Below are 18,306 nucleotides of genomic sequence, written 5' to 3'. Positions count from 1 at the left end.
CATTCGGTTTTGTTCGAATAGCCATCTGCTGAGAATGTCGTTTTTAATCAGTTGTTTTGGGGAATATAAAAAGAATGAGTAAAGCAGTTGACTTATCTTGTATATACAAGTAAAATAAAATCGCAACATGATGTATATACAAGTGTTCAGATGTAAAGCGATTTTTTTATATTAAATGAAAACGGTAACAGGAGGAGATCGACTATGGATCGCAAAGCTGTTGAACAAATAGTTGAGGCAGTGGGCGGCAAAGAGAATATCGCCGCAGCTACTCATTGTGTGACAAGGCTTCGTTTTGCTTTAAAGGATGAAGGAAAAGTAGACAAGGAGAAATTAGAGAACAATGATCTCGTAAAAGGATCATTTTCGGCGAACGGTCAATTCCAAGTAGTCATTGGCCAGGGACTCGTCGATAAGGTATATGCAGAAATGGTAGCGATTACCGGGATTGGGGAAGCATCAAAACAAGACATCAAAGATGCAGCTGCCCAGAACCTGAATCCGCTGCAAAGGGCGATCAAGACACTGGCAGATATCTTCATTCCCATCTTGCCGGCAATTGTGACTGCTGGTTTATTAATGGGAATCAATAACATTCTAACCGGGAAAGATATTTTCTTTGAAGGAAAAGCGCTAATCGAAGTTTATACAGGCTGGGCTGATTTTGCAAGTATCATCAATTTAATTGCCAATACTGCGTTCGTATTTCTGCCTGGTCTGATTGGCTGGAGTGCGGTCAATAAGTTCGGCGGAAACCCGCTGCTTGGTATTGTACTTGGACTCATGCTAGTACATCCTGATTTACTGAATGCTTGGGGATATGGAGCAGCACAACAGAAAGGCGAAATCCCAACCTGGAATTTGTTTGGATTGACCGTTGAGAAAGTCGGTTACCAAGGACAAGTATTGCCAGTCCTGCTTGCTTCTTATGTATTGGCGAAAATGGAAATCTTTTTGCGCAAGCGAATACCTGATGCTTTCCAGCTACTTACAGTTGCACCAATTGCCTTGCTTGTAACTGGATTTTTATCATTTATCGTGATCGGACCAATTACTTTTGCAATTGGCAATCTGATTACGGACGGGGTTGTTGGTTTGTTTGATGCTGCCCCTATCATTGGTGGATTAATTTACGGTGCACTTTATGCGCCGCTTGTTATCACCGGTATGCACCATACTTTCCTTGCGGTGGATTTGCAGTTGATCGGATCGATTGGCGGCACCTTCCTCTGGCCGATGGTGGCACTTTCCAATATCGCTCAAGGATCAGCGGCGTTTGCGATGATGTTTGCTGACAAAGATAATGAGAAATTAAAAGGTCTTTCGATGACTTCGGCTATTTCAGCCTGGCTTGGAATTACCGAGCCTGCGATGTTTGGTGTGAATTTGCGCTACAGATACCCTTTCATTGCCGCTATTATTGGTTCAGCCATTGCCGGAGTAGTCATTACACTGAGTGGTGTCATGGCGCCTTCGATTGGAGTCGGTGGCCTGCCTGCATTCCTATCCATCTATACGGAGTATTGGGGAGTGTTCTTCATTGGAATGGCCATTGCGCTTGTTGTACCGTTTGTACTGACCTTCATTATGTCCAAGACTAGGAAAAAGAAAGAAGTAGAATGAACTGAATGATCCAGATGGAGGAGGAAGTATTTCATGACTGAACCATGGTGGAAGAAGTCGGTTGTGTATCAGATCTATCCAAAAAGTTTTTACGATACGACTGGCAATGGAACAGGCGATCTTCCGGGAATTATCGCCAAACTGGAATACTTGAGCCAACTTGGGGTGGATATCATCTGGCTTACGCCAATCTATGATTCACCTCAGAGAGACAATGGGTATGATATTAAAGATTATTTTAAGATTTATAAGCAATATGGGACGATGGAAGACTTCGACCGTCTTCTTCAAGAAACCCATAAACGCGGAATGAAACTAATCATGGATATCGTTGTCAATCACTCATCAACTGAGCATGAGTGGTTCCAAGAGGCAAAGAAATCAAAGGACAGCCGCTATCGCGACTATTATATTTGGAAGGATCCAAAAGACGATGGAAGCGCCCCGACTAATTGGGAGTCCAAATTTGGCGGCAATGCCTGGGAGTATGATGAGGCGACGGGACAATACTATCTGCATTTATTCGATGTGACTCAGGCCGATTTGAACTGGGAAAATGAAAAGCTGCGCAATGATGTATATGAGATGATGCACTTTTGGTTTAAAAAAGGGGTAGATGGCTTCCGACTAGATGTGATCAATCTGATCTCAAAGGATCCAACTTTTCCGGATGATGACGGTTCTGTTCCTCCTGGAGATGGTCGGAAATTTTATACAGATGGCCCGCGAATTCATGAGTTTTTGCAGGAAATGAACCAAGAAGTATTCTCGAAATATAACAGCATGACGGTCGGTGAGATGTCATCGACCACAATAGACAACTGTATCAAATACTCGAATCCAGAGCGTAAAGAATTGAGCATGACATTTAATTTTCATCATTTAAAAGTTGATTATCAAAATGGCGATAAATGGACACTCGCTGATTTCGACTTCCTCGCACTTAAACGGATTTTATCTTTATGGCAGGAAGAAATGCATAAAGGCGGAGGATGGAATGCTTTGTTCTGGTGCAATCATGACCAGCCTCGTATTGTCTCTCGTTATGGTAATGACGGGAAATATCACCGGGAATCAGCAAAAATGCTTGGAACGGCAATTCATATGATGCAAGGAACACCATATATTTACCAGGGGGAAGAAATAGGGATGACCAATCCTTATTTTGAAAAAATCAAGGATTATCGCGATGTAGAATCCTTGAATATGTATCAAATGAAATTGGAAGAAGGCATGCCTGAGGAGGAAATCCTGAAAATTCTTCAGAGCAAGTCGCGTGACAATTCACGAACTCCTGTTCAGTGGAATGCCGAAAAGAATGCCGGTTTTACAAAAGGGACCCCATGGATTGGCACCGCTAAAAATTATCAGACTGTCAACGCGGAAAAGGCGCTTGCAGATATAAATTCCGTTTTCTATCATTATAAAAAGCTGATCCAGCTTCGGAAGCAATATGACATCATCACATCTGGGGATTACCAGCTGATCCTTGAAGAAAACCCTGAGATATTTGCTTATGTCAGAAACGGTAAGAATGAAAAGTTGCTTGTCGTAAACAATTTTTATGGAAAAGATACGGTCTTTGAATTGCCAGATACTGTGAGAATAGATGGCTTTCATGTACAAGTTCTGCTCTCAAATTATGCTGATACGAACAATGATCTGTCTCGGGTTACTCTTCGTCCATATGAGTCCATAGTATTTCATTTAACAAAATAACAGATTAGAGGAGGCCTTCCATTTCATTTAGGTCTCCTTTTTTTCGAAAGATTAAGAAAGTATAAAATTCACTTCGAGAATTGTCTAGATCCTACGAAAGCCCCTCAAGTCGCTTGTCAAGCTGCGGCACGCTTCGGTCCTGCCAATAAAGGTAAAGCTAAGTAGTCTCATCCAATTTGCTGGCAGTCTGATAAATTTCCAGCATTTTCTTAATGGAAAATCTTTTTTGAACCCAATAAGCCGTATTGGCGTCCGATAAAACCAGAAATAGGGAAATAAGGACACAAATAAGCCGTATTGGCGTCCGAAAAAACCAGAAATAGGGAAATAAGGACACAAATAAGCCGTATTGGTGCCCGAAAAAACCAGAAATTAGGAAAAAGAGATCACCAATGAGCTGTATTGGTGCTCAAAAAAACCAGAAATTAGGAAAAAGGGGTCACCAATAAGCCGTATTGGTGCACGAAAAAACCAGAAATTAGGGAAATGAGGTCACCAATGAGCTGTATTGGTGCACGAAAAAACCAGAAATTAGGTAAATAAGGTTACCAATGAGCCGTATTGGTGCACGAAAAAACCAGAAATTAGGAAAAAGAGGTCACCAATAAGCCGTATTGGCGTCCGAAAAAACCAGAAATTAGGGAAAAGAGGTCACCAATGAGCTGTATTGGTGCACGGAAAAACCAGAAGTTGGAAAAAGAGGTCACCAATAAGCTGTATTGGTGCTAAAAAGACCTTTTCACGTAAATACACCTAGCATTCGATCTCCGTTCTGATTAAGTTCCTGCTCTAGAAAATGGTATACTGGGATTTATAAGTTGTCATCGGGAGCGTGAAGAGGAACATGGAGAATAAGTTATATTATCAAAATGCTTACACCAAAACCTTTACAGCCGAGCTAGTCAGGCAAGGTGCGGATGAATCAGGCAGGAACTATGCAGTTTTGACGCAAACAGCTTTTTACCCGACAGGTGGTGGACAGCCATTTGATACTGGTGTTCTGAACGGCATAAAGGTAGTCGGTGTAGAGGAAATCGACGGTGAGATACGCCATTACATACAAGAACCGCTGGAAGAAGGAATGCCAATAAAGGGGGAAATAGATTGGGACCGCCGGTTTGATCATATGCAGCAGCATGCTGGACAGCATATTCTTTCGGCAGCGTTTGAAGAGCTGTATGGCTATAAAACAGTTAGTTTCCATTTAGGGAAAAAGACGCTTACAATCGACCTCGAAACAGAGAAACTGTCAACGGAGGAAGCTGATAGGGTGGAGAAACTGGCAAACCGGGTAATCCTAGAGAATCGGCCAATCTTTAGTAAATGGATCGATGGGGAGGAAGTAAAGCAATACAAGCTCAGAAAACCGCTGTCAGTAGCAAACAATATCAGGCTCGTGATCATACCAGAATTCGATTATAATGGCTGCGGTGGAACCCATCCAAACAGTACAGGCGAAGCAGGCAATCTGAAAATCCTCGGATGGGAAAGACAGAAGAAACTAATCCGCGTGGAGTTTGTATGTGGGCAAAGGGTGTTGAGCATACTGTGGGAAAAGCAGGCAATCCTTAAGGAACTCTCGATTCTGCTGAATGCACCTGAACAGGATTTGGTGTCGTCTGTCAATCGACTGCTAGGGCAGAAAAAGACCATCGAGGAAATGGGCAGCCAATTGCTTCAATATGAAGCTGCAGAATTGATTGCAGCCAATTCGGGGAATATTGTCAGCCATGTTTATCAAAACAGGAGTATCCAGGAACTTCAAAAGCTTGCAAGATTGCTCACTGGACAAGCAGAGGAAAAGGTATTCCTATTAGTTGCCGAAAACGAGGATAACCTCCAATTTGTTTTTGCCCGCGGTAAGAACGCTCAGGGAAACTTGAAAGAATGGTCAAAACATGCCCTTTTAATAATAGACGGCAAAGGCGGAGGCAGCGATCAGCTTGTTCAAGGAGGAGGAAAATGGATGCCTGGGGATGAATTTATCAAAGCGATTGCTACTATCATCCAATAAAAAAACTTAAATTTCAGGAAATAAGACGTAGTTCTTTAGGGGTAATTTATTACTATAAAAAAGCTGTTTCCTTTTGTGTTTTGCTGGTATCTCTAAAATCATAAGATAAAAGACCTATTCCCATTGAATAATTGAGCGATAAATGAAAAAATTACCATTTAAAAAAAGGTTTCACTCCTTCATAATGAAATTCAACCAGAGAAATAGGGGGAATCACAATGTATGAAGTGGAGAAAGGATCTATAGAAGAGGCAATTATGATCCTGCAAAATCTCGGTCTTAAAATGAATGAATACGAGAAGACGAATTCAATGATTCCAGTAGATAAATATAAAGAGTTACTGGAATTCACGATTGCAGTAGCCAGGAAAACGAATGACATCACTGTCACTATAGATGAGCTTATGAACGATATCGAAGCGAGAATGTAATAAGGGAAGAGCAGCCAATCGGCTGCTCTTTTACGTAAAAAGGTTGATTCCACTGGGCAAAATTCGACCTGTTTATGCAGGCAAGCAATACCTGAACAGAATTAACTGAAAATTATGATATGTGTTTCCAGGATTGCAAACTTCCCTCCAGAAAGATAAGATTGATTTTATAGCATTGAAGGAATTGCTTGAAACAGAAAGGAAACATCAAATGATGAAAAAATTACAAGATCAAGTTTTATCACGCAGAACATTTGCGATTATATCTCACCCGGATGCCGGGAAAACGACGCTGACCGAGAAGCTGCTGTTATTCGGCGGCGCCATTCGTGACGCAGGTACGATTAAAGCAAAGAAGACAGGGAAGTTTGCGACAAGTGACTGGATGGAAATCGAGAAGCAGCGTGGAATTTCAGTTACCTCCAGTGTTATGCAGTTTGATTATGATGGCTTTAAGGTGAATATTCTCGATACACCAGGACACCAGGACTTTTCAGAAGACACCTACAGAACATTGACAGCGGTTGACAGCGCGGTGATGATCATCGATTCAGCAAAGGGGATTGAGGACCAGACGCTCAAATTGTTCAAGGTTTGCCGTATGAGAGGGATTCCGATTTTCACCTTTATCAACAAGCTTGATCGCCAGGGGAAAGCGCCACTGGAATTGCTAGCTGAACTCGAAGAAGTACTTGGCATCGAATCTTATCCGATGAACTGGCCGATTGGCATGGGAAAAGAGTTCCTTGGAATTTATGACCGATTCAACAATCGAATTGAACAATTTCGAGTAGATGAGGACAAACGCTTTGTGAAGTTGAACGAAGACGGGGAAATTGAAGGGGAGCATTCTCTGAAAGAGTCTTCCCTATACGATCAGACTTTAGAAGAAATCATGCTGTTGGATGAAGCGGGAAATGATTTTTCGCAGGAACGGATCATCGATGGAACATTAACGCCAGTATTCTTTGGCAGTGCCTTGACAACATTCGGTGTCCAGACATTTCTTGATTCCTATCTTCAATTCGCACCCGCTCCACAGCCAAGAAACTCCACAGTTGGCGAAGTAGATCCAAACTCAGAGGTATTCTCAGGGTTTATTTTTAAAATCCAGGCAAACATGAACCCGGCCCACCGCGACAGGATCGCCTTCCTTCGCATTTGTTCCGGAAAGTTCGAGCGTGGGATGACCGTACTGCTAAGTAGGACAGGAAAGACGTTAAAGCTAGCGCAGTCCACCCAGTTCATGGCGGATGACCGCAGCACTGTTGAGGAAGCAGTTGCCGGCGATATAATTGGGCTTTACGATTCAGGCACCTATCAGATTGGCGATACGATTGTATCTGGCAAGGAAGGGTTTCAGTATGAAAAGCTTCCCCAATTTACACCAGAGCTTTTTGTCAGGGTTTCAGCTAAGAACGTCATGAAGCAAAAGCATTTCCATAAAGGAATCCAGCAGCTAGTCCAAGAAGGAGCCATCCAATTGTTTAAGACATTAAAAACGGAAGAGTACCTTCTTGGTGCAGTCGGTCAGCTTCAATTCGAAGTTTTTGAAGCCAGGATGCGCAATGAATACAATGTGGAAGTTATGATGGAACGACAAGGCTCTAAAATTGCCCGCTGGATTGAAGGCGACAATGTGAACGAGAACTTGTCTAGCACTCGAAGCCTGTTAGTGAGTGACCGCTTTGGTAAAAAAGTATTCCTGTTTGAAAACGAATTTGCCTTAAGATGGTTCCAGGATAAGAATCCTGAAGTAAAACTTTATAACCCTATGGATGTATCTTAAGGATCAAGAGTCGGCCAAATGGCCGGCTCTTTTCTTAACAATTATCTGGAAAAGTGATAATTCAAAGCCTAATTTGGACAATCTAAAATAAGTAGAAGCAGGAAGAAATTTCGCACTCATACAATGAAAGTCCAATAAATATTCTAAAGGGATGAATCTTGTCGTGACGATAAAAAAGAAAATAACCAAACTAGAAGCGGTAATGTGGAGCATCGCACTGCCGGGATTCACCCAACTGCTAACGGGCAATCTTGTGAAGGGCATATTATTCGTTTCCCTCGAGTTCCTTGTTAACGTAAAAAGTAATTTTAACAAAGGAATAATGTATAGTTTCCTTGGTGAAACAGGAATGGCCATGCAGGTAATGGATTATCAGTGGCTGATGTTTTACCCATGTCTATATATGTTTGCGATGTGGGATTCCTATCGGAGTGTCATGCCGGAGGAGGAAAAAATCACCTTTTTGCCTTTCGTTTTTTCCGCCTATTTTGTCACTGTCGGTTTGATGATTTCGCCTAAAATCAAGATATTTGGAATGTTTCCCGGCCCTGTGTTTTTACCGATGATGTTTGTAATTCCAGGTGTATTGATCGGGTTATTGATCAGGAAGCTAATTTTAAGATTTTATCGTAATGGACAATAACTTCAGAGTTTGTTTAAAAGAAGAAACATGAATTCCGATTGATCGCAGACTGGAATTTTTATTTTTTTAGGAAACCCCCATAACCATTCAGGTACAATCGTACCCATTTAGTGATAAAGCGATCGCTCAAAAAAAGAAAGGATTTAGACTATTTCAAGTACTACAGGAACGCCTTATGCTGTTTTTCTCCCTACCTGACCACATATGATATATGGACAGTTATGGTATAATGTGTGGAGAAATGGGGTGAGGCTATTGCTAAGTTTATTGTTTATGGCAAAGAAAAAACGCAGACCGCTGGAGGAAACCGTTGAGAAAATCCACCAGGGGGATGCTGATCTTCGAGAAGATTTAATTGATTCCTACAAACCGTTTATTGCCAAGACTGTTTCGTCTGTCTGCAAGAGGTACATATATGAGTCTGACGATGAATTTAGCATTGGTCTCATCGCTTTTAATGAAGCAATTCAGAAATATTCATCTGAAAAAGGGAGTTCTTTGTTGAGTTTTGCCGAAGTCATGATTAAGCGAAGGGTCATTGATTATATCCGCCAGCAGAGCCGGAGTCAATACTTGAGCTTTGACAGCTTTCAGGATCCAAATGAAGAAGAGCAGCGCCGGTCTACACTAGAAGACAATTTATCACTTGATGAGTTTCAGAAAAAGAAAGAACAGGACTTGAGAAGAGAAGAAATCCTCCAATTCCAAACGATATTATCTGAATTTGATTTGTCCTTCCAGGATTTGCTGGAGCAGTCGCCAAAACATGCGGATGCCCGAAAAAACGCCATGCTCGTTGCAAAGGCAATGGTAGAAAATGAAGAATTGAAGAACTTTCTGCTCGAAAAAAGGCGGATGCCAATCAAACAACTTGAAGAATTGGTCAATGTCAGCAGAAAGACGATAGAGAGAAACAGAAAATATATCATTGCCATCGCACTTATTTTAATTGGGGACTATGTATTTTTAAAGGATTATATTAAAGGGGTGTTGGAGACATGAGAAAAGGAGTAATCCTTGCCATCAATGATCTTTACCTAACATTGTTGACCCCCGAAGGCGAGTTTTTGCGCGCCCGAAAGTTTCGGCAAGATTATCAAATCGGGGAGGAAATCGATTTTTTTCCAGAATCAGAAATGGACAAAAGGAAAAAATTTCGCGCTCCTTTTTTCACTAGCCTGAAAGCAAGGTCGCTTATACTGGTTGCAGCGCTCCTGCTTATGATGGCCGCAGTCCTGCCAATTTACCAGGAGGGGCAAGTATATGCATATATGTCCATCGATGTTAACCCGAGCATAGAAATGGCGGTCAATGATGAGTTAAAGGTTCTGGAGATAAATGGATACAATCCTGAAGGGAAACAAATTATCACAGAAATAGAAGATTGGTGGAAGAAAGATGCTGCCATTGTTGCAAAGATGATTCTTGATAAAATAGAAGACCATGGCTATTTCACTAATCAAAATGCAGTGATCATCGCAACAGTTCATAAGTCGAAGGCGAGAAAATCAGCGGACCAAAAATTAGAACAAAAAGTGGCGGAAATTAAACAGACAACAGCAGAAGAGAATTTGAACCTTAAGGTTGTGGAAGCAACAAATGAAGATAGGGAGAAGGCTGTTAAGCAGGGGATTACGGCTGGTGTGTATAAAGAGAAGAATATCACTCCGGCAAAAGAGCCTGCTGCTGCACCGCCTGTAAAGGAACAGAAAGCCCAGCCAAAGGCCGCACAAAAGAGTCAAGTCCAGCAGCCGATAAGGAAGGAACCGGAACGAGAGCTGAAAAAGCAAGAAGCTCCAGGAAAGGAAAAGAAAGTCAAACCAGTGCTTCCAAAGGGCAGTTCGGATGTAAAACAGCAAGGAAATCCAGTTGTGGAAAAAATAAACGAAAAAAAGAATTCAGAGTCGAACGGCAATAGCAACCAAAAAAGCCATCCCGTTCATAACGGGGGAATAAAGCCAGATCTTCACCTTGAAAAATACAAACCAGAAATAAAACGAAACGTGATCGAAAACAAGAATAGCGCTCAAAGAGAAACAGGGAAAAGGATAGGCAATCTCATTAAAAAATAAGAAAAGTCCGGAATGCGATTCCGGACTTTTTTCCATGTCAATATTCTTTTTTCGGGTTACATTATTCTTGTTTTTGTCCAGAAAGCTGTGCTTGAGCCTGCTGAACTAAACGTTTGGTGATTTCTCCTCCTACTGAACCATTTGCTCTGGAAACAGTGTCGGATCCAAGTGTAACGCCAAATTCCTGTGCAATCTCATATTTTACCTGATCCATGAATTGCTCCACTCCAGGAACAAGCAATTTATTTGAATTTCGAGCCATATAATCATCTCCTTTTTGTGATTTCAGAGAGAGAGCTCTCTGTAGGAATAGTTTGGACATTGCCGGCAAGTTCATGAATGGTAACTTTTTATAGAAAGCAATATCCGCTGCATTCATCCCGCCTGTAGGAGAAAGCTTTGTCCTTCTTGAACCTTTAGTCTTGTCCCTTGCTGACATCTTTTGTTGGATGCATGAATGGATAGCCCTGTGGTTTTCTCATTTTCTCGAGAAGCTCTCTGTTTTCTGCTGTGTTCCAGCCAATGTCATTGGTGGGATGAATCCATTCATCACCGGCCATGATGGCAGGGTCTGTCTCTTCCGACCAATTTTCCAGCGGTGAATTTTCAGAAGCGTAAAGGCTGTCTCCAATGATCACACCATGCTTATTCGTAAATGGTGCTTTCCTTTTCATCCCAGTTTCCTTAAAGCTCGGAGCATTGATTTGATGGGGGAATGTTTCATCGATATCTAATGGTTCTAGTTCATGATCCTTCTTTGCCATTTTTGCTCCTCCTTTTTTACGTTTATCATTTGTTTTATCTGGCCTTTTTAAAAGACCGTTCATTTTGTAAAATAAGGAAATTGAAACGTACATAGCAAAGGACCGATTGAGAAACAATGAAAGATGGAGGTGTTAACATGGCTAAACGAAAGGCAGAAAGAAATGCAGTCGCTAAATATACAAATACTCCTAAGAAAAATCTTCAAGAAAGTGAATTTTCTGCTGAATTTTCTCATGGAGAAGAGCCAGGGGAATTTGCTAACCGGAATTCAAAGCAGGGCAGGAAAGGGAGATCATAATGAAAAAACAGGATGGCCGTCATCAAAAACCTGTGAATGTTGAATTCGGCATGGAATTTGGGGATATAAATGCGGGGAAGTTTTATGAACAGCCTTTTGCTAATAAAAAGGGGAAGCAAAAAACCGAAAAGGATTGCAAATAACAAAAAGCGCAAGCGTCTTGAAACGCTTGCGCTGGCATTTTATGCTTTCTTTTCTGCCATCATAAAATTTTCTTTGTCAACAGAGAAAAAATGAGGTGTTTCTGATTTAGAATCAAAATAGACAAGGAGATGGGAACGTTCCTTCTCTACTTTTCCATCTTCGATCAGTTTAGCAAAATGGATGGCGATATCGACAAGCATGGTATGTTTGTATAGCTCCTTTTCATTAAGCTTTAAATTCACGAACTGCTGGCCAAGAGCCTCGGGGTTCTTGACGATTTCCCTGTATAAGGCGGAGCGTTGTCTCTTATCTGAGGACAACTCCCACCATGGTTTACGCGGCTTGTATTTCATGCTGGCAAGATAGTCATATTTCATTAAACTGACAATCTGCTCTAGGTGATCTACCTCTTTTTGTTGCAGGAACTCGTAAAGCCGTTTAAATAAATCCTCCAGCTGATGTCCAATCCTAGACCACCCTTTTGTTTCCCAAAAAGAGCCAAATTCCTGGAAGAAATCGAATGGGGAAGGGAAAATCCTCGTGACCAGGAATTCAACTGTATGATCCATCCTGTGATCATTCCAATATTTTTCCAGCACATCCTCGACCTGCTTGATCTTAATGATATCATAGAAATCCAGTACGTTATTTCCGAGTATTTCATAAGGGGAATGGTCCATATAGACATAGTCATGGTCAGCGGCTCTTAGTCTCAATCCAGTCCCTCTCAGCATTTTCAAGAAACCTAGCTGCAGTTCCTCTGGTCTCATCGCAAAGACATCATTGAAGGTTTTTTTGAAGGAATGATAGTCTTCTTCAGGTAATCCAGCAATCAAGTCAAGGTGCTGGTCAATTTTGCCGCCTTCCTTGACCATTGTCACTGTTCGTTTTAGTTTTTCAAAGTTTTGTTTTCTCATGACTAATTCGTTTGTATAATCATTTGTCGACTGAACTCCAATCTCAAAGCGAAATAATCCCGCAGGAGCTTCCTCATTCAGGAAGGAAATGACCTCAGGTCTCATGATGTCAGCAGTGATTTCGAATTGGAACACAGTTCCCGGAAGATGCTCATCAATAAGGAAACGGAACATTTCCATTGCGTAACTTCGGCTAATATTGAAGGTTCTGTCCACGAACTTGATGGTCTTCGCGCCATTTTTCATTAAATAGCGGATATCCTCTTTGATCTTTTCCCTGTCAAAGTAACGGACACCTACTTCAATCGAAGAGAGGCAGAATTGACAACTGAATGGACAGCCACGGCTCGTTTCAACATAGGTAATTCTTTTGGAGAGATGTGCAGCATCCTCTTCAAAGCGATAAGGTGTAGGGAGGTCTTTTAAATCAAGCTTGTTGCGCTGAGGGTTCAGCTGGATTCCGCTTTCACTCCGGTAGGCAATCCCAGGCACTGTTGAAAAGTCCTGTCCGGTTGAGTACCCTTCAAGAAGCTGCTTAAATGTCTGTTCTCCCTCCCCTAAAACAATCACGTCAAAATTTGGAACGTTCTCCATCCATTCTTGGACATCATAGGTTACCTCAGGGCCACCAGCGACAATCAAAATGTCAGGATTAATTTTCTTTATCATGTTTATGACTTTAATCGTTTCTTCAATATTCCAAATATAGCAACTGAATCCAATCACATCCGGTTTCTTTTGGATCAGGTCTGACACAATGTTGATGACAGGGTCTTTTATTGTATATTCAACAATGCTCGCATCAAATTTTGGTTGAGCATACGCCTTCAGATACCTGATGGCAAGATTTGTATGAATATATTTCGCGTTTAGCGTGGTTAAGACGATATTCATGAATAAAACTCCTTTATATAATCCTCCGTAAGTCAACTTCCAATTATATCTCAGTATTGGCAAAAAGGACAGGCTAAAATCCTACTTTTAAAAAAGAAAGAGCCATTCTCACAGAATGGCTCTCAACATTCAATTCAATGTCATTACTGGCTCAAACGCTTTCGGCGATAGAGGCGTACGATTGCAGCAATTCTGGTCTTGAGCCGGTTGATCCTTGATGTCTTAAATTCAATTAACGGCTGGGCGAGGGCAGCTGTGTACTTGCTTGACAGGATGAAAGTAAGCACCAAGGCGATAAATACCAGGAGGATAAACCGTTCGGGACTATGGAAAAAATTCTGGACCTCGCTTTCGCGGAAAGTCCGGATGAAAAATCCATGCAGTAAATACACATAGAGTGTATTTTTCCCAAGTTCAGTAAAGAAATATTGTTTCTTAGGCACAATCGACAGGAAGCTGAAAACCATCAGCAAACTCAATAAATAAAAGCCTAAGCGCGTAAACATGCTTGAAATCGTTGCAGCTTCCATCATGGAATAGGGCTTTGACCCAAGAAGCCACTTATAGTCAATCTCGGGATGGAAGTAAAAGCCTAAAAATACAACTGTAAAGGAAAGGAGCGCGCCAATTTTAAACGAAGGTCTCGTCAGAGCCTGGATATGATTCTTCGTTAAATGGTATCCAAGCAGGAACAACGGAAAGAAGACGAAGGTCCTAGAAAGACTCAAATAATTGGATATCCAGTCGACATATCCAACGCCAAGGCCGACTCCAAAAGCAATCAAAAGGCCTGTGGTTGCGCTAAGCCGAGCAAAGCCAATCAACATCAGATTCCAGAAAAACAAACTGATTAAAAACCATAAGGACCAATGAGGATTCAGCAGATCGATTGTAAAGGTCGATTTACTGTAAAGAAAATAGTAAAAAATTGAATAGATCAGCTGGAAAATGAAATAAGGTAGAATTAATTTTTGGGCGATCTTCTTAACGTATCCCTTTTTATTGAAGCCTCGTGCAAAAAAGCCAGAAACCAAGATGAAGGCCGGCATATGGAAAGTATAAATGACTTTATAAATATTGTAGATCATTTCATTGTCCTCGATAAAGGATCGCAGCAGATGGCCAAAGACGACGAAAAAAATCAAGATGAACTTTGCATTGTCATAATAGTAATCTCGCTGTTTCATAGTTCCCCCTTAATTAGAGACCCCCGAAAAAGACTCCCCTTGTTTTACCCGATTAAGAATGATGCTAAACCAAAGCAGTTTATATATGAAAAAATAAGGAAATGAATTTTGATTCAGCAGACTGTAACTGATTAAGGACTTAATACTGTATTGATACATTTTTCGTTCTGTTATATATCATGAAATCATTATACCATATGGATTAGGCGAGTTGTTTTTAAGTGTGTTGCAATAAAAAAATTCAAATGTTTGATATATGTCACAGCTTTCTTTTCTTGCTTTCGATAAAATGAAAGATGGGGAATGGTAACATTCAATTACCTTAACATGAAAATTGGGGAGGGAGATTATGTCTATCTTATCAAAGAAAAATGAACTTGGGTTTTATGAGATCAGACTTGAATCGATTGGAGGACTTGGCGCAAACCTTGCCGGAAAAATGCTAGCTGAGGCAGGAGTGCTCGGTCTTGGGCTGAACGGTTCCAACTTTTCTTCGTATGGTTCGGAGAAGAAAGGTTCACCGGTGAAAAGCTTTGTCCGGTTTTGTGATCCGGAAACAGAAATTAGGGTTCATAGTCCGATAGAAGAGCCTCATGTTGTTGGTGTCTTCCATGAAGCATTGTACAAAACAATAGATGTTGTCAGTGGCTTGCGCCCGGATGGAATTCTGCTTGTTAATTCAACACGTGATTTTGATGAAATCAAACAAGACCTCCATTTGCAATATGGAACACTGGCAATTGTCGATGCACTGTCCATCGCAGTCGAGGAAAAGACAAAAGTGAATACAGCAATGCTTGGAGCTTTATACCGGATTATTGACTTCCTAGATCCTGAAGCAATGAAGCATGTAATCCGGAAAACTTTCGAAAAGAAATACCCGCATTTTGTGGAATCAAACATCAGGACATTCGAAAGAGGCTATAACGAGGTCCACTTTAAAACATACGAGTCTGAACAAGGAGCGCAAGGCAAGGATTTCAAGCGTCCGATACCGCTGCTTGGATATGAAACACAGGAACTCGGCGGAGTCATTACTGCACAGGCAAACAGCATTCTCAAAGATTTAAGCGGTTCCAGACAAGGATTCCTGCCACAATTCAACCAGGCAGCCTGCATCAACTGCGCGGCATGTGACACTGCATGCCCTGATTACTGCTTTGTCTGGGAAGCAGGTGAGGACAAACGAGGCCGTAAGCAAATGTTTTTAAAGGGAATCGACTATCAATATTGCAAAGGTTGCTTGAAATGTGTCGAAGCATGTCCGACAACGGCATTAAGCGAATTGAGGGAAATGATTGGCTATGCTGAGGAAAACCAAGTAAAACAAAATTATCCTTATGTGATGGAGGGGTATCTTAATGTCCATTCTTGAAGAGAACGCAAAAGCAATGAGCACAGCAGAACAGGTGACCACTTTTGAATCGGGAAATGAAATGGCGGCAATGGCCGCGGCACAGATTAACTACCATATAATGGGTTATTTTCCGATTACTCCGTCTACCGAAGTTGCCCAGTTTCTCGATTTGATGAAAGCAAGGGGCGAGCATGATATCAAGTTGATCCCAGCAGATGGCGAGCATGGTTCAGCTGGTATTTGTTATGGAGCGGCAGCAACAGGAGCGCGTGTATTCAACGCAACAAGCGCGAACGGTTTGATGTATATGCTAGAGCAGCTTCCAGTCCAATCGGGCACACGGTATCCAATGGTACTGAATCTTGTTACACGGTCCATCAGCGGTCCGTTAGATATTCGTGGTGATCATTCGGATCTGTATTTTGCCCTTAATACTGGATGGGTAATTCTTACAGCAAGAACGCCACAGGCAGTTTATGATATGAATATCATGGCGCTGAAAATAGCGGAGCATTCTGATGTCCGCCTGCCGGTGATGATTGCTTACGATGGCTTCTTTACGTCGCATCAAAAGCGGAAGGTGAAATATTTCAAAGACCGTGCAGTCGTCCAAAAATTCGTTGGAGAGGTACCGACTGAATACAATTTTGCCCGAGATCCAAAGAAGCCGTTAACGATCGGAGCGCATATGAATGGCGATGACCTGATCAACAACCACTTCCAGCAATCAGAAGCGATATACAGGGCGAAAGATGTTTTTAAAGAAGTGACTGCAGAATATGCAAAATTGTCAGGACGCAGTTATGATATTCTCGATCTCTATAAAATGGAAGATGCGGAGGTAGCGTTATTTCTGTTAAACTCAGCTGCAGAGTCTTCCAAGGATGTTGTCGACAGGCTTAGGGAGAAAGGAATCAAAGCTGGGGTCGTCAGCCCTAACATCATCCGTCCTTTCCCTGCTCAGGAAATCAGGGAAGCTTTAAAGAATGTGAAATCTCTTCTCGTTGGGGAAAGAGCTGATTCTTATGGCGGTCATGGTCCAAACCTGACACATGAAATCAAGTCCGCACTTCAGGAAGACAAGAGTAATGAAACGATCGTCCTAAGCAGAGTGTTCGGCTTGGGCGGGAAGGACTTTTATGCAGATGATGCCGAAGCATTTTTCGCAATGGCAATGGAAGCTATGGAAAAAGGCTACGCCGAAAAACCGTTTGACTACTACGGTCATATTTCGGGCGAACCTGAAAAAATTCTAAAGCCTGTCATTGAGCCGCAGCATGGTGATGTGTATAAGTCTGGATTGATCCAGGTAACAAGGGATGAAGAGAAAAACAAATTGAATGTTAAAATTCCACCATTAAGGGCGCTGACTTCAAAGCCAAAACGGATCGCATCCGGTCATGGCGCTTGCCCTGGTTGCGGAATTTTCGGCGGCCTTGAAATGTTCTTCAAAGGCATAGAAGGAGATCTTGTCATCCTATTCCAAACAGGCTGTGCGTATGTTGTTACAACTGCGTATCCTCACACCTCCCATAAACAGACGACGATCCATAATCTGTTCCAAAACGGGGCGGCAACTTTGTCGGGAACGCTCGAAGCTTTCCTAGAATTAAAGCGCCGCGGTGAAATCGAAGTGTCAGCAGATGCCACATTCGTAATGGTAACCGGTGATGGCGGCATGGACATCGGCATGGGATCGGCAATCGGAACAGCGCTTCGCGGCCACAAGCTGATCATGCTGGAATATGATAATGAGGGATATATGAACACGGGTTCTCAGCTTTCTTATTCTACGCCGTTTGGACATATGACTAGCACTTCGAATGTAGGGAAGGCCCAAAAAGGCAAAGCGTTCCATCATAAGGATACTGCCCAAATCATGGCTTCCACCAATATACCTTACGTTTTCACAGGTACAGAGGCGTTCCCGCAGGATCTTTTGAAAAAGGCGGCAAAGGCACAATGGTATGCCCAAAATGTTGGAACGGTGTATGGCAAGCTTTTGATCACATGCCCGCTTAACTGGAAGTCAGAAGATCGCTATGGACAGACAATCGTCGAAGCAGCTGTCAATTCCAACTTCTTCCCGCTGTATGAAGTTGAGCAGGGGGTTACGAACATAACATATGACCCTGAAGCGAAAAACAAGAAAATTCCTTTGTCAGACTGGCTAAAATACATGGGAAAAACAAAGCACTTGTTAACAGAAGAAAACAAAGACATGCTGATCGAATTCGAAACAGAAGTGGAAAAAAGATGGCAGCGTCTAAAGGCCAAACACGAAAATGAATATCTATAAAAAAAGGAAAAGCCGAGATTCTCGGCTTTTTTTTTAAGAAAGAATAAATATAGTATTCAGTTTCTTTATTTTGGATAGTCTGCTAGGTTTTACGCAAAAAGTGTCGTTAATACCGGGAAAAAACCACGAAATAAAGGGATTTTTAACCTCAATG

Annotated in this window: 16 protein-coding genes; 12 read left to right on the top strand and 4 right to left on the bottom strand. The window is 41.9% G+C overall.

The window, feature by feature from the left end; translation table 11 throughout:
* Positions 1-204: 204 nt before the first annotated feature.
* The 8 genes from treP to J2S25_RS08535 all read left to right on the top strand — a co-directional run bounded on the left by treP (position 205) and on the right by J2S25_RS08535 (position 10,291).
* Complete coding sequence (gene treP / locus J2S25_RS08570; RefSeq protein ID WP_044394223.1) at positions 205-1,623, top strand: PTS system trehalose-specific EIIBC component; 1,419 nt, start codon at positions 205-207, stop codon at positions 1,621-1,623.
* A 33-nt stretch (positions 1,624-1,656) separates the two neighbouring features.
* Positions 1,657-3,342, top strand: coding sequence for an alpha,alpha-phosphotrehalase (treC, locus tag J2S25_RS08565; protein ID WP_307191688.1), 1,686 nt, complete (start codon positions 1,657-1,659; stop codon positions 3,340-3,342).
* Between the two features lie 844 nt (positions 3,343-4,186).
* On the top strand, positions 4,187-5,356 hold the full coding sequence (locus J2S25_RS08560; protein WP_044394220.1) for a serine-tRNA(Ala) deacylase AlaX: 1,170 nt from the start codon (positions 4,187-4,189) through the stop codon (positions 5,354-5,356).
* Positions 5,357-5,574: 218 nt separating this feature from the next.
* Positions 5,575-5,787 (top strand): hypothetical protein, encoded by a 213-nt coding sequence (locus J2S25_RS08555; RefSeq protein ID WP_044394218.1) that lies wholly within the window; start codon positions 5,575-5,577, stop codon positions 5,785-5,787.
* A 211-nt stretch (positions 5,788-5,998) separates the two neighbouring features.
* Complete coding sequence (locus J2S25_RS08550; RefSeq protein ID WP_439117493.1) at positions 5,999-7,576, top strand: peptide chain release factor 3; 1,578 nt, start codon at positions 5,999-6,001, stop codon at positions 7,574-7,576.
* Positions 7,577-7,727: 151 nt separating this feature from the next.
* Positions 7,728-8,219 (top strand): hypothetical protein, encoded by a 492-nt coding sequence (locus J2S25_RS08545; protein ID WP_044394216.1) that lies wholly within the window; start codon positions 7,728-7,730, stop codon positions 8,217-8,219.
* Positions 8,220-8,474: 255 nt separating this feature from the next.
* Complete coding sequence (sigI, locus tag J2S25_RS08540) at positions 8,475-9,221, top strand: RNA polymerase sigma factor SigI (protein ID WP_307191687.1); 747 nt, start codon at positions 8,475-8,477, stop codon at positions 9,219-9,221.
* On the top strand, positions 9,218-10,291 hold the full coding sequence (locus J2S25_RS08535; protein ID WP_307191686.1) for an anti-sigma factor domain-containing protein: 1,074 nt from the start codon (positions 9,218-9,220) through the stop codon (positions 10,289-10,291). The genes sigI and J2S25_RS08535 overlap by 4 nt, the downstream gene beginning before the upstream one ends.
* 61 nt (positions 10,292-10,352) lie before the next feature.
* Here the strand turns inward: J2S25_RS08535 and J2S25_RS08530 are convergent, their stop codons facing one another.
* Together J2S25_RS08530 and J2S25_RS08525 are read right to left on the bottom strand one after the other, a co-directional pair.
* Complete coding sequence (locus tag J2S25_RS08530) at positions 10,353-10,553, bottom strand: alpha/beta-type small acid-soluble spore protein (protein ID WP_044394215.1); 201 nt, start codon at positions 10,551-10,553, stop codon at positions 10,353-10,355.
* Positions 10,554-10,707: 154 nt separating this feature from the next.
* Positions 10,708-11,055: a DUF3905 domain-containing protein gene (locus tag J2S25_RS08525; RefSeq protein WP_307191685.1), complete on the bottom strand. Its 348-nt coding sequence runs from the start codon at positions 11,053-11,055 to the stop codon at positions 10,708-10,710.
* 137 nt (positions 11,056-11,192) lie between these two features.
* Between J2S25_RS08525 and ykzP the strand changes: the two genes are divergently transcribed.
* A complete protein-coding gene (gene ykzP, locus J2S25_RS08520) occupies positions 11,193-11,354 on the top strand; it encodes a protein YkzP (RefSeq protein WP_307191684.1) in 162 nt (53 codons plus the stop codon).
* Positions 11,354-11,497 (top strand): protein YkzE, encoded by a 144-nt coding sequence (gene ykzE, locus J2S25_RS08515; protein ID WP_198528196.1) that lies wholly within the window; start codon positions 11,354-11,356, stop codon positions 11,495-11,497. The genes ykzP and ykzE overlap by 1 nt, the downstream gene beginning before the upstream one ends.
* 39 nt (positions 11,498-11,536) lie before the next feature.
* On the opposite strand, the gene J2S25_RS08510 is transcribed toward ykzE, so the two are convergent.
* Both J2S25_RS08510 and J2S25_RS08505 read right to left on the bottom strand, forming a co-directional pair.
* Positions 11,537-13,309 carry a B12-binding domain-containing radical SAM protein gene (locus tag J2S25_RS08510; protein WP_307191683.1) on the bottom strand — a complete coding sequence of 591 codons (1,773 nt, stop codon included), beginning with the start codon at positions 13,307-13,309 and terminating at the stop codon, positions 11,537-11,539.
* Between the two features lie 143 nt (positions 13,310-13,452).
* Complete coding sequence (locus tag J2S25_RS08505) at positions 13,453-14,496, bottom strand: acyltransferase family protein (RefSeq protein ID WP_307191682.1); 1,044 nt, start codon at positions 14,494-14,496, stop codon at positions 13,453-13,455.
* Positions 14,497-14,845: 349 nt separating this feature from the next.
* Here J2S25_RS08505 and J2S25_RS08500 point away from each other — a divergent pair, with 349 nt between their 5' ends.
* Together J2S25_RS08500 and J2S25_RS08495 are read left to right on the top strand one after the other, a co-directional pair.
* On the top strand, positions 14,846-15,871 hold the full coding sequence (locus J2S25_RS08500) for a 2-oxoacid:acceptor oxidoreductase family protein (protein WP_307191681.1): 1,026 nt from the start codon (positions 14,846-14,848) through the stop codon (positions 15,869-15,871).
* On the top strand, positions 15,858-18,152 hold the full coding sequence (locus J2S25_RS08495) for a thiamine pyrophosphate-dependent enzyme (RefSeq protein ID WP_044394204.1): 2,295 nt from the start codon (positions 15,858-15,860) through the stop codon (positions 18,150-18,152). The genes J2S25_RS08500 and J2S25_RS08495 overlap by 14 nt, the downstream gene beginning before the upstream one ends.
* Positions 18,153-18,306 lie beyond the last annotated feature (154 nt).

Source organism: Mesobacillus stamsii, assembly GCF_030814065.1.
In the GTDB taxonomy this organism is placed as follows: Bacteria; Bacillota; Bacilli; order Bacillales; family Cytobacillaceae; genus Mesobacillus; species Mesobacillus stamsii.
This window is presented reverse-complemented; position numbering and strand designations above follow the sequence as displayed.

Coding starts and splice junctions, on each gene's coding strand:
- J2S25_RS08560 (WP_044394220.1), top strand. CDS start 4,187: ATGGAGAATAAGTTATATTATCAAAATGCTTACACCAAAACCTTTACA.
- J2S25_RS08555 (WP_044394218.1), top strand. CDS start 5,575: ATGTATGAAGTGGAGAAAGGATCTATAGAAGAGGCAATTATGATCCTG.
- treP (WP_044394223.1), top strand. CDS start 205: ATGGATCGCAAAGCTGTTGAACAAATAGTTGAGGCAGTGGGCGGCAAA.
- ykzE (WP_198528196.1), top strand. CDS start 11,354: ATGAAAAAACAGGATGGCCGTCATCAAAAACCTGTGAATGTTGAATTC.
- J2S25_RS08535 (WP_307191686.1), top strand. CDS start 9,218: ATGAGAAAAGGAGTAATCCTTGCCATCAATGATCTTTACCTAACATTG.
- J2S25_RS08505 (WP_307191682.1), bottom strand. CDS start 14,496: ATGAAACAGCGAGATTACTATTATGACAATGCAAAGTTCATCTTGATT.
- J2S25_RS08510 (WP_307191683.1), bottom strand. CDS start 13,309: ATGAATATCGTCTTAACCACGCTAAACGCGAAATATATTCATACAAAT.
- J2S25_RS08525 (WP_307191685.1), bottom strand. CDS start 11,055: ATGGCAAAGAAGGATCATGAACTAGAACCATTAGATATCGATGAAACA.
- J2S25_RS08500 (WP_307191681.1), top strand. CDS start 14,846: ATGTCTATCTTATCAAAGAAAAATGAACTTGGGTTTTATGAGATCAGA.
- treC (WP_307191688.1), top strand. CDS start 1,657: ATGACTGAACCATGGTGGAAGAAGTCGGTTGTGTATCAGATCTATCCA.
- J2S25_RS08545 (WP_044394216.1), top strand. CDS start 7,728: ATGAATCTTGTCGTGACGATAAAAAAGAAAATAACCAAACTAGAAGCG.
- ykzP (WP_307191684.1), top strand. CDS start 11,193: ATGGCTAAACGAAAGGCAGAAAGAAATGCAGTCGCTAAATATACAAAT.
- J2S25_RS08530 (WP_044394215.1), bottom strand. CDS start 10,553: ATGGCTCGAAATTCAAATAAATTGCTTGTTCCTGGAGTGGAGCAATTC.
- J2S25_RS08550 (WP_439117493.1), top strand. CDS start 5,999: ATGATGAAAAAATTACAAGATCAAGTTTTATCACGCAGAACATTTGCG.
- J2S25_RS08495 (WP_044394204.1), top strand. CDS start 15,858: ATGTCCATTCTTGAAGAGAACGCAAAAGCAATGAGCACAGCAGAACAG.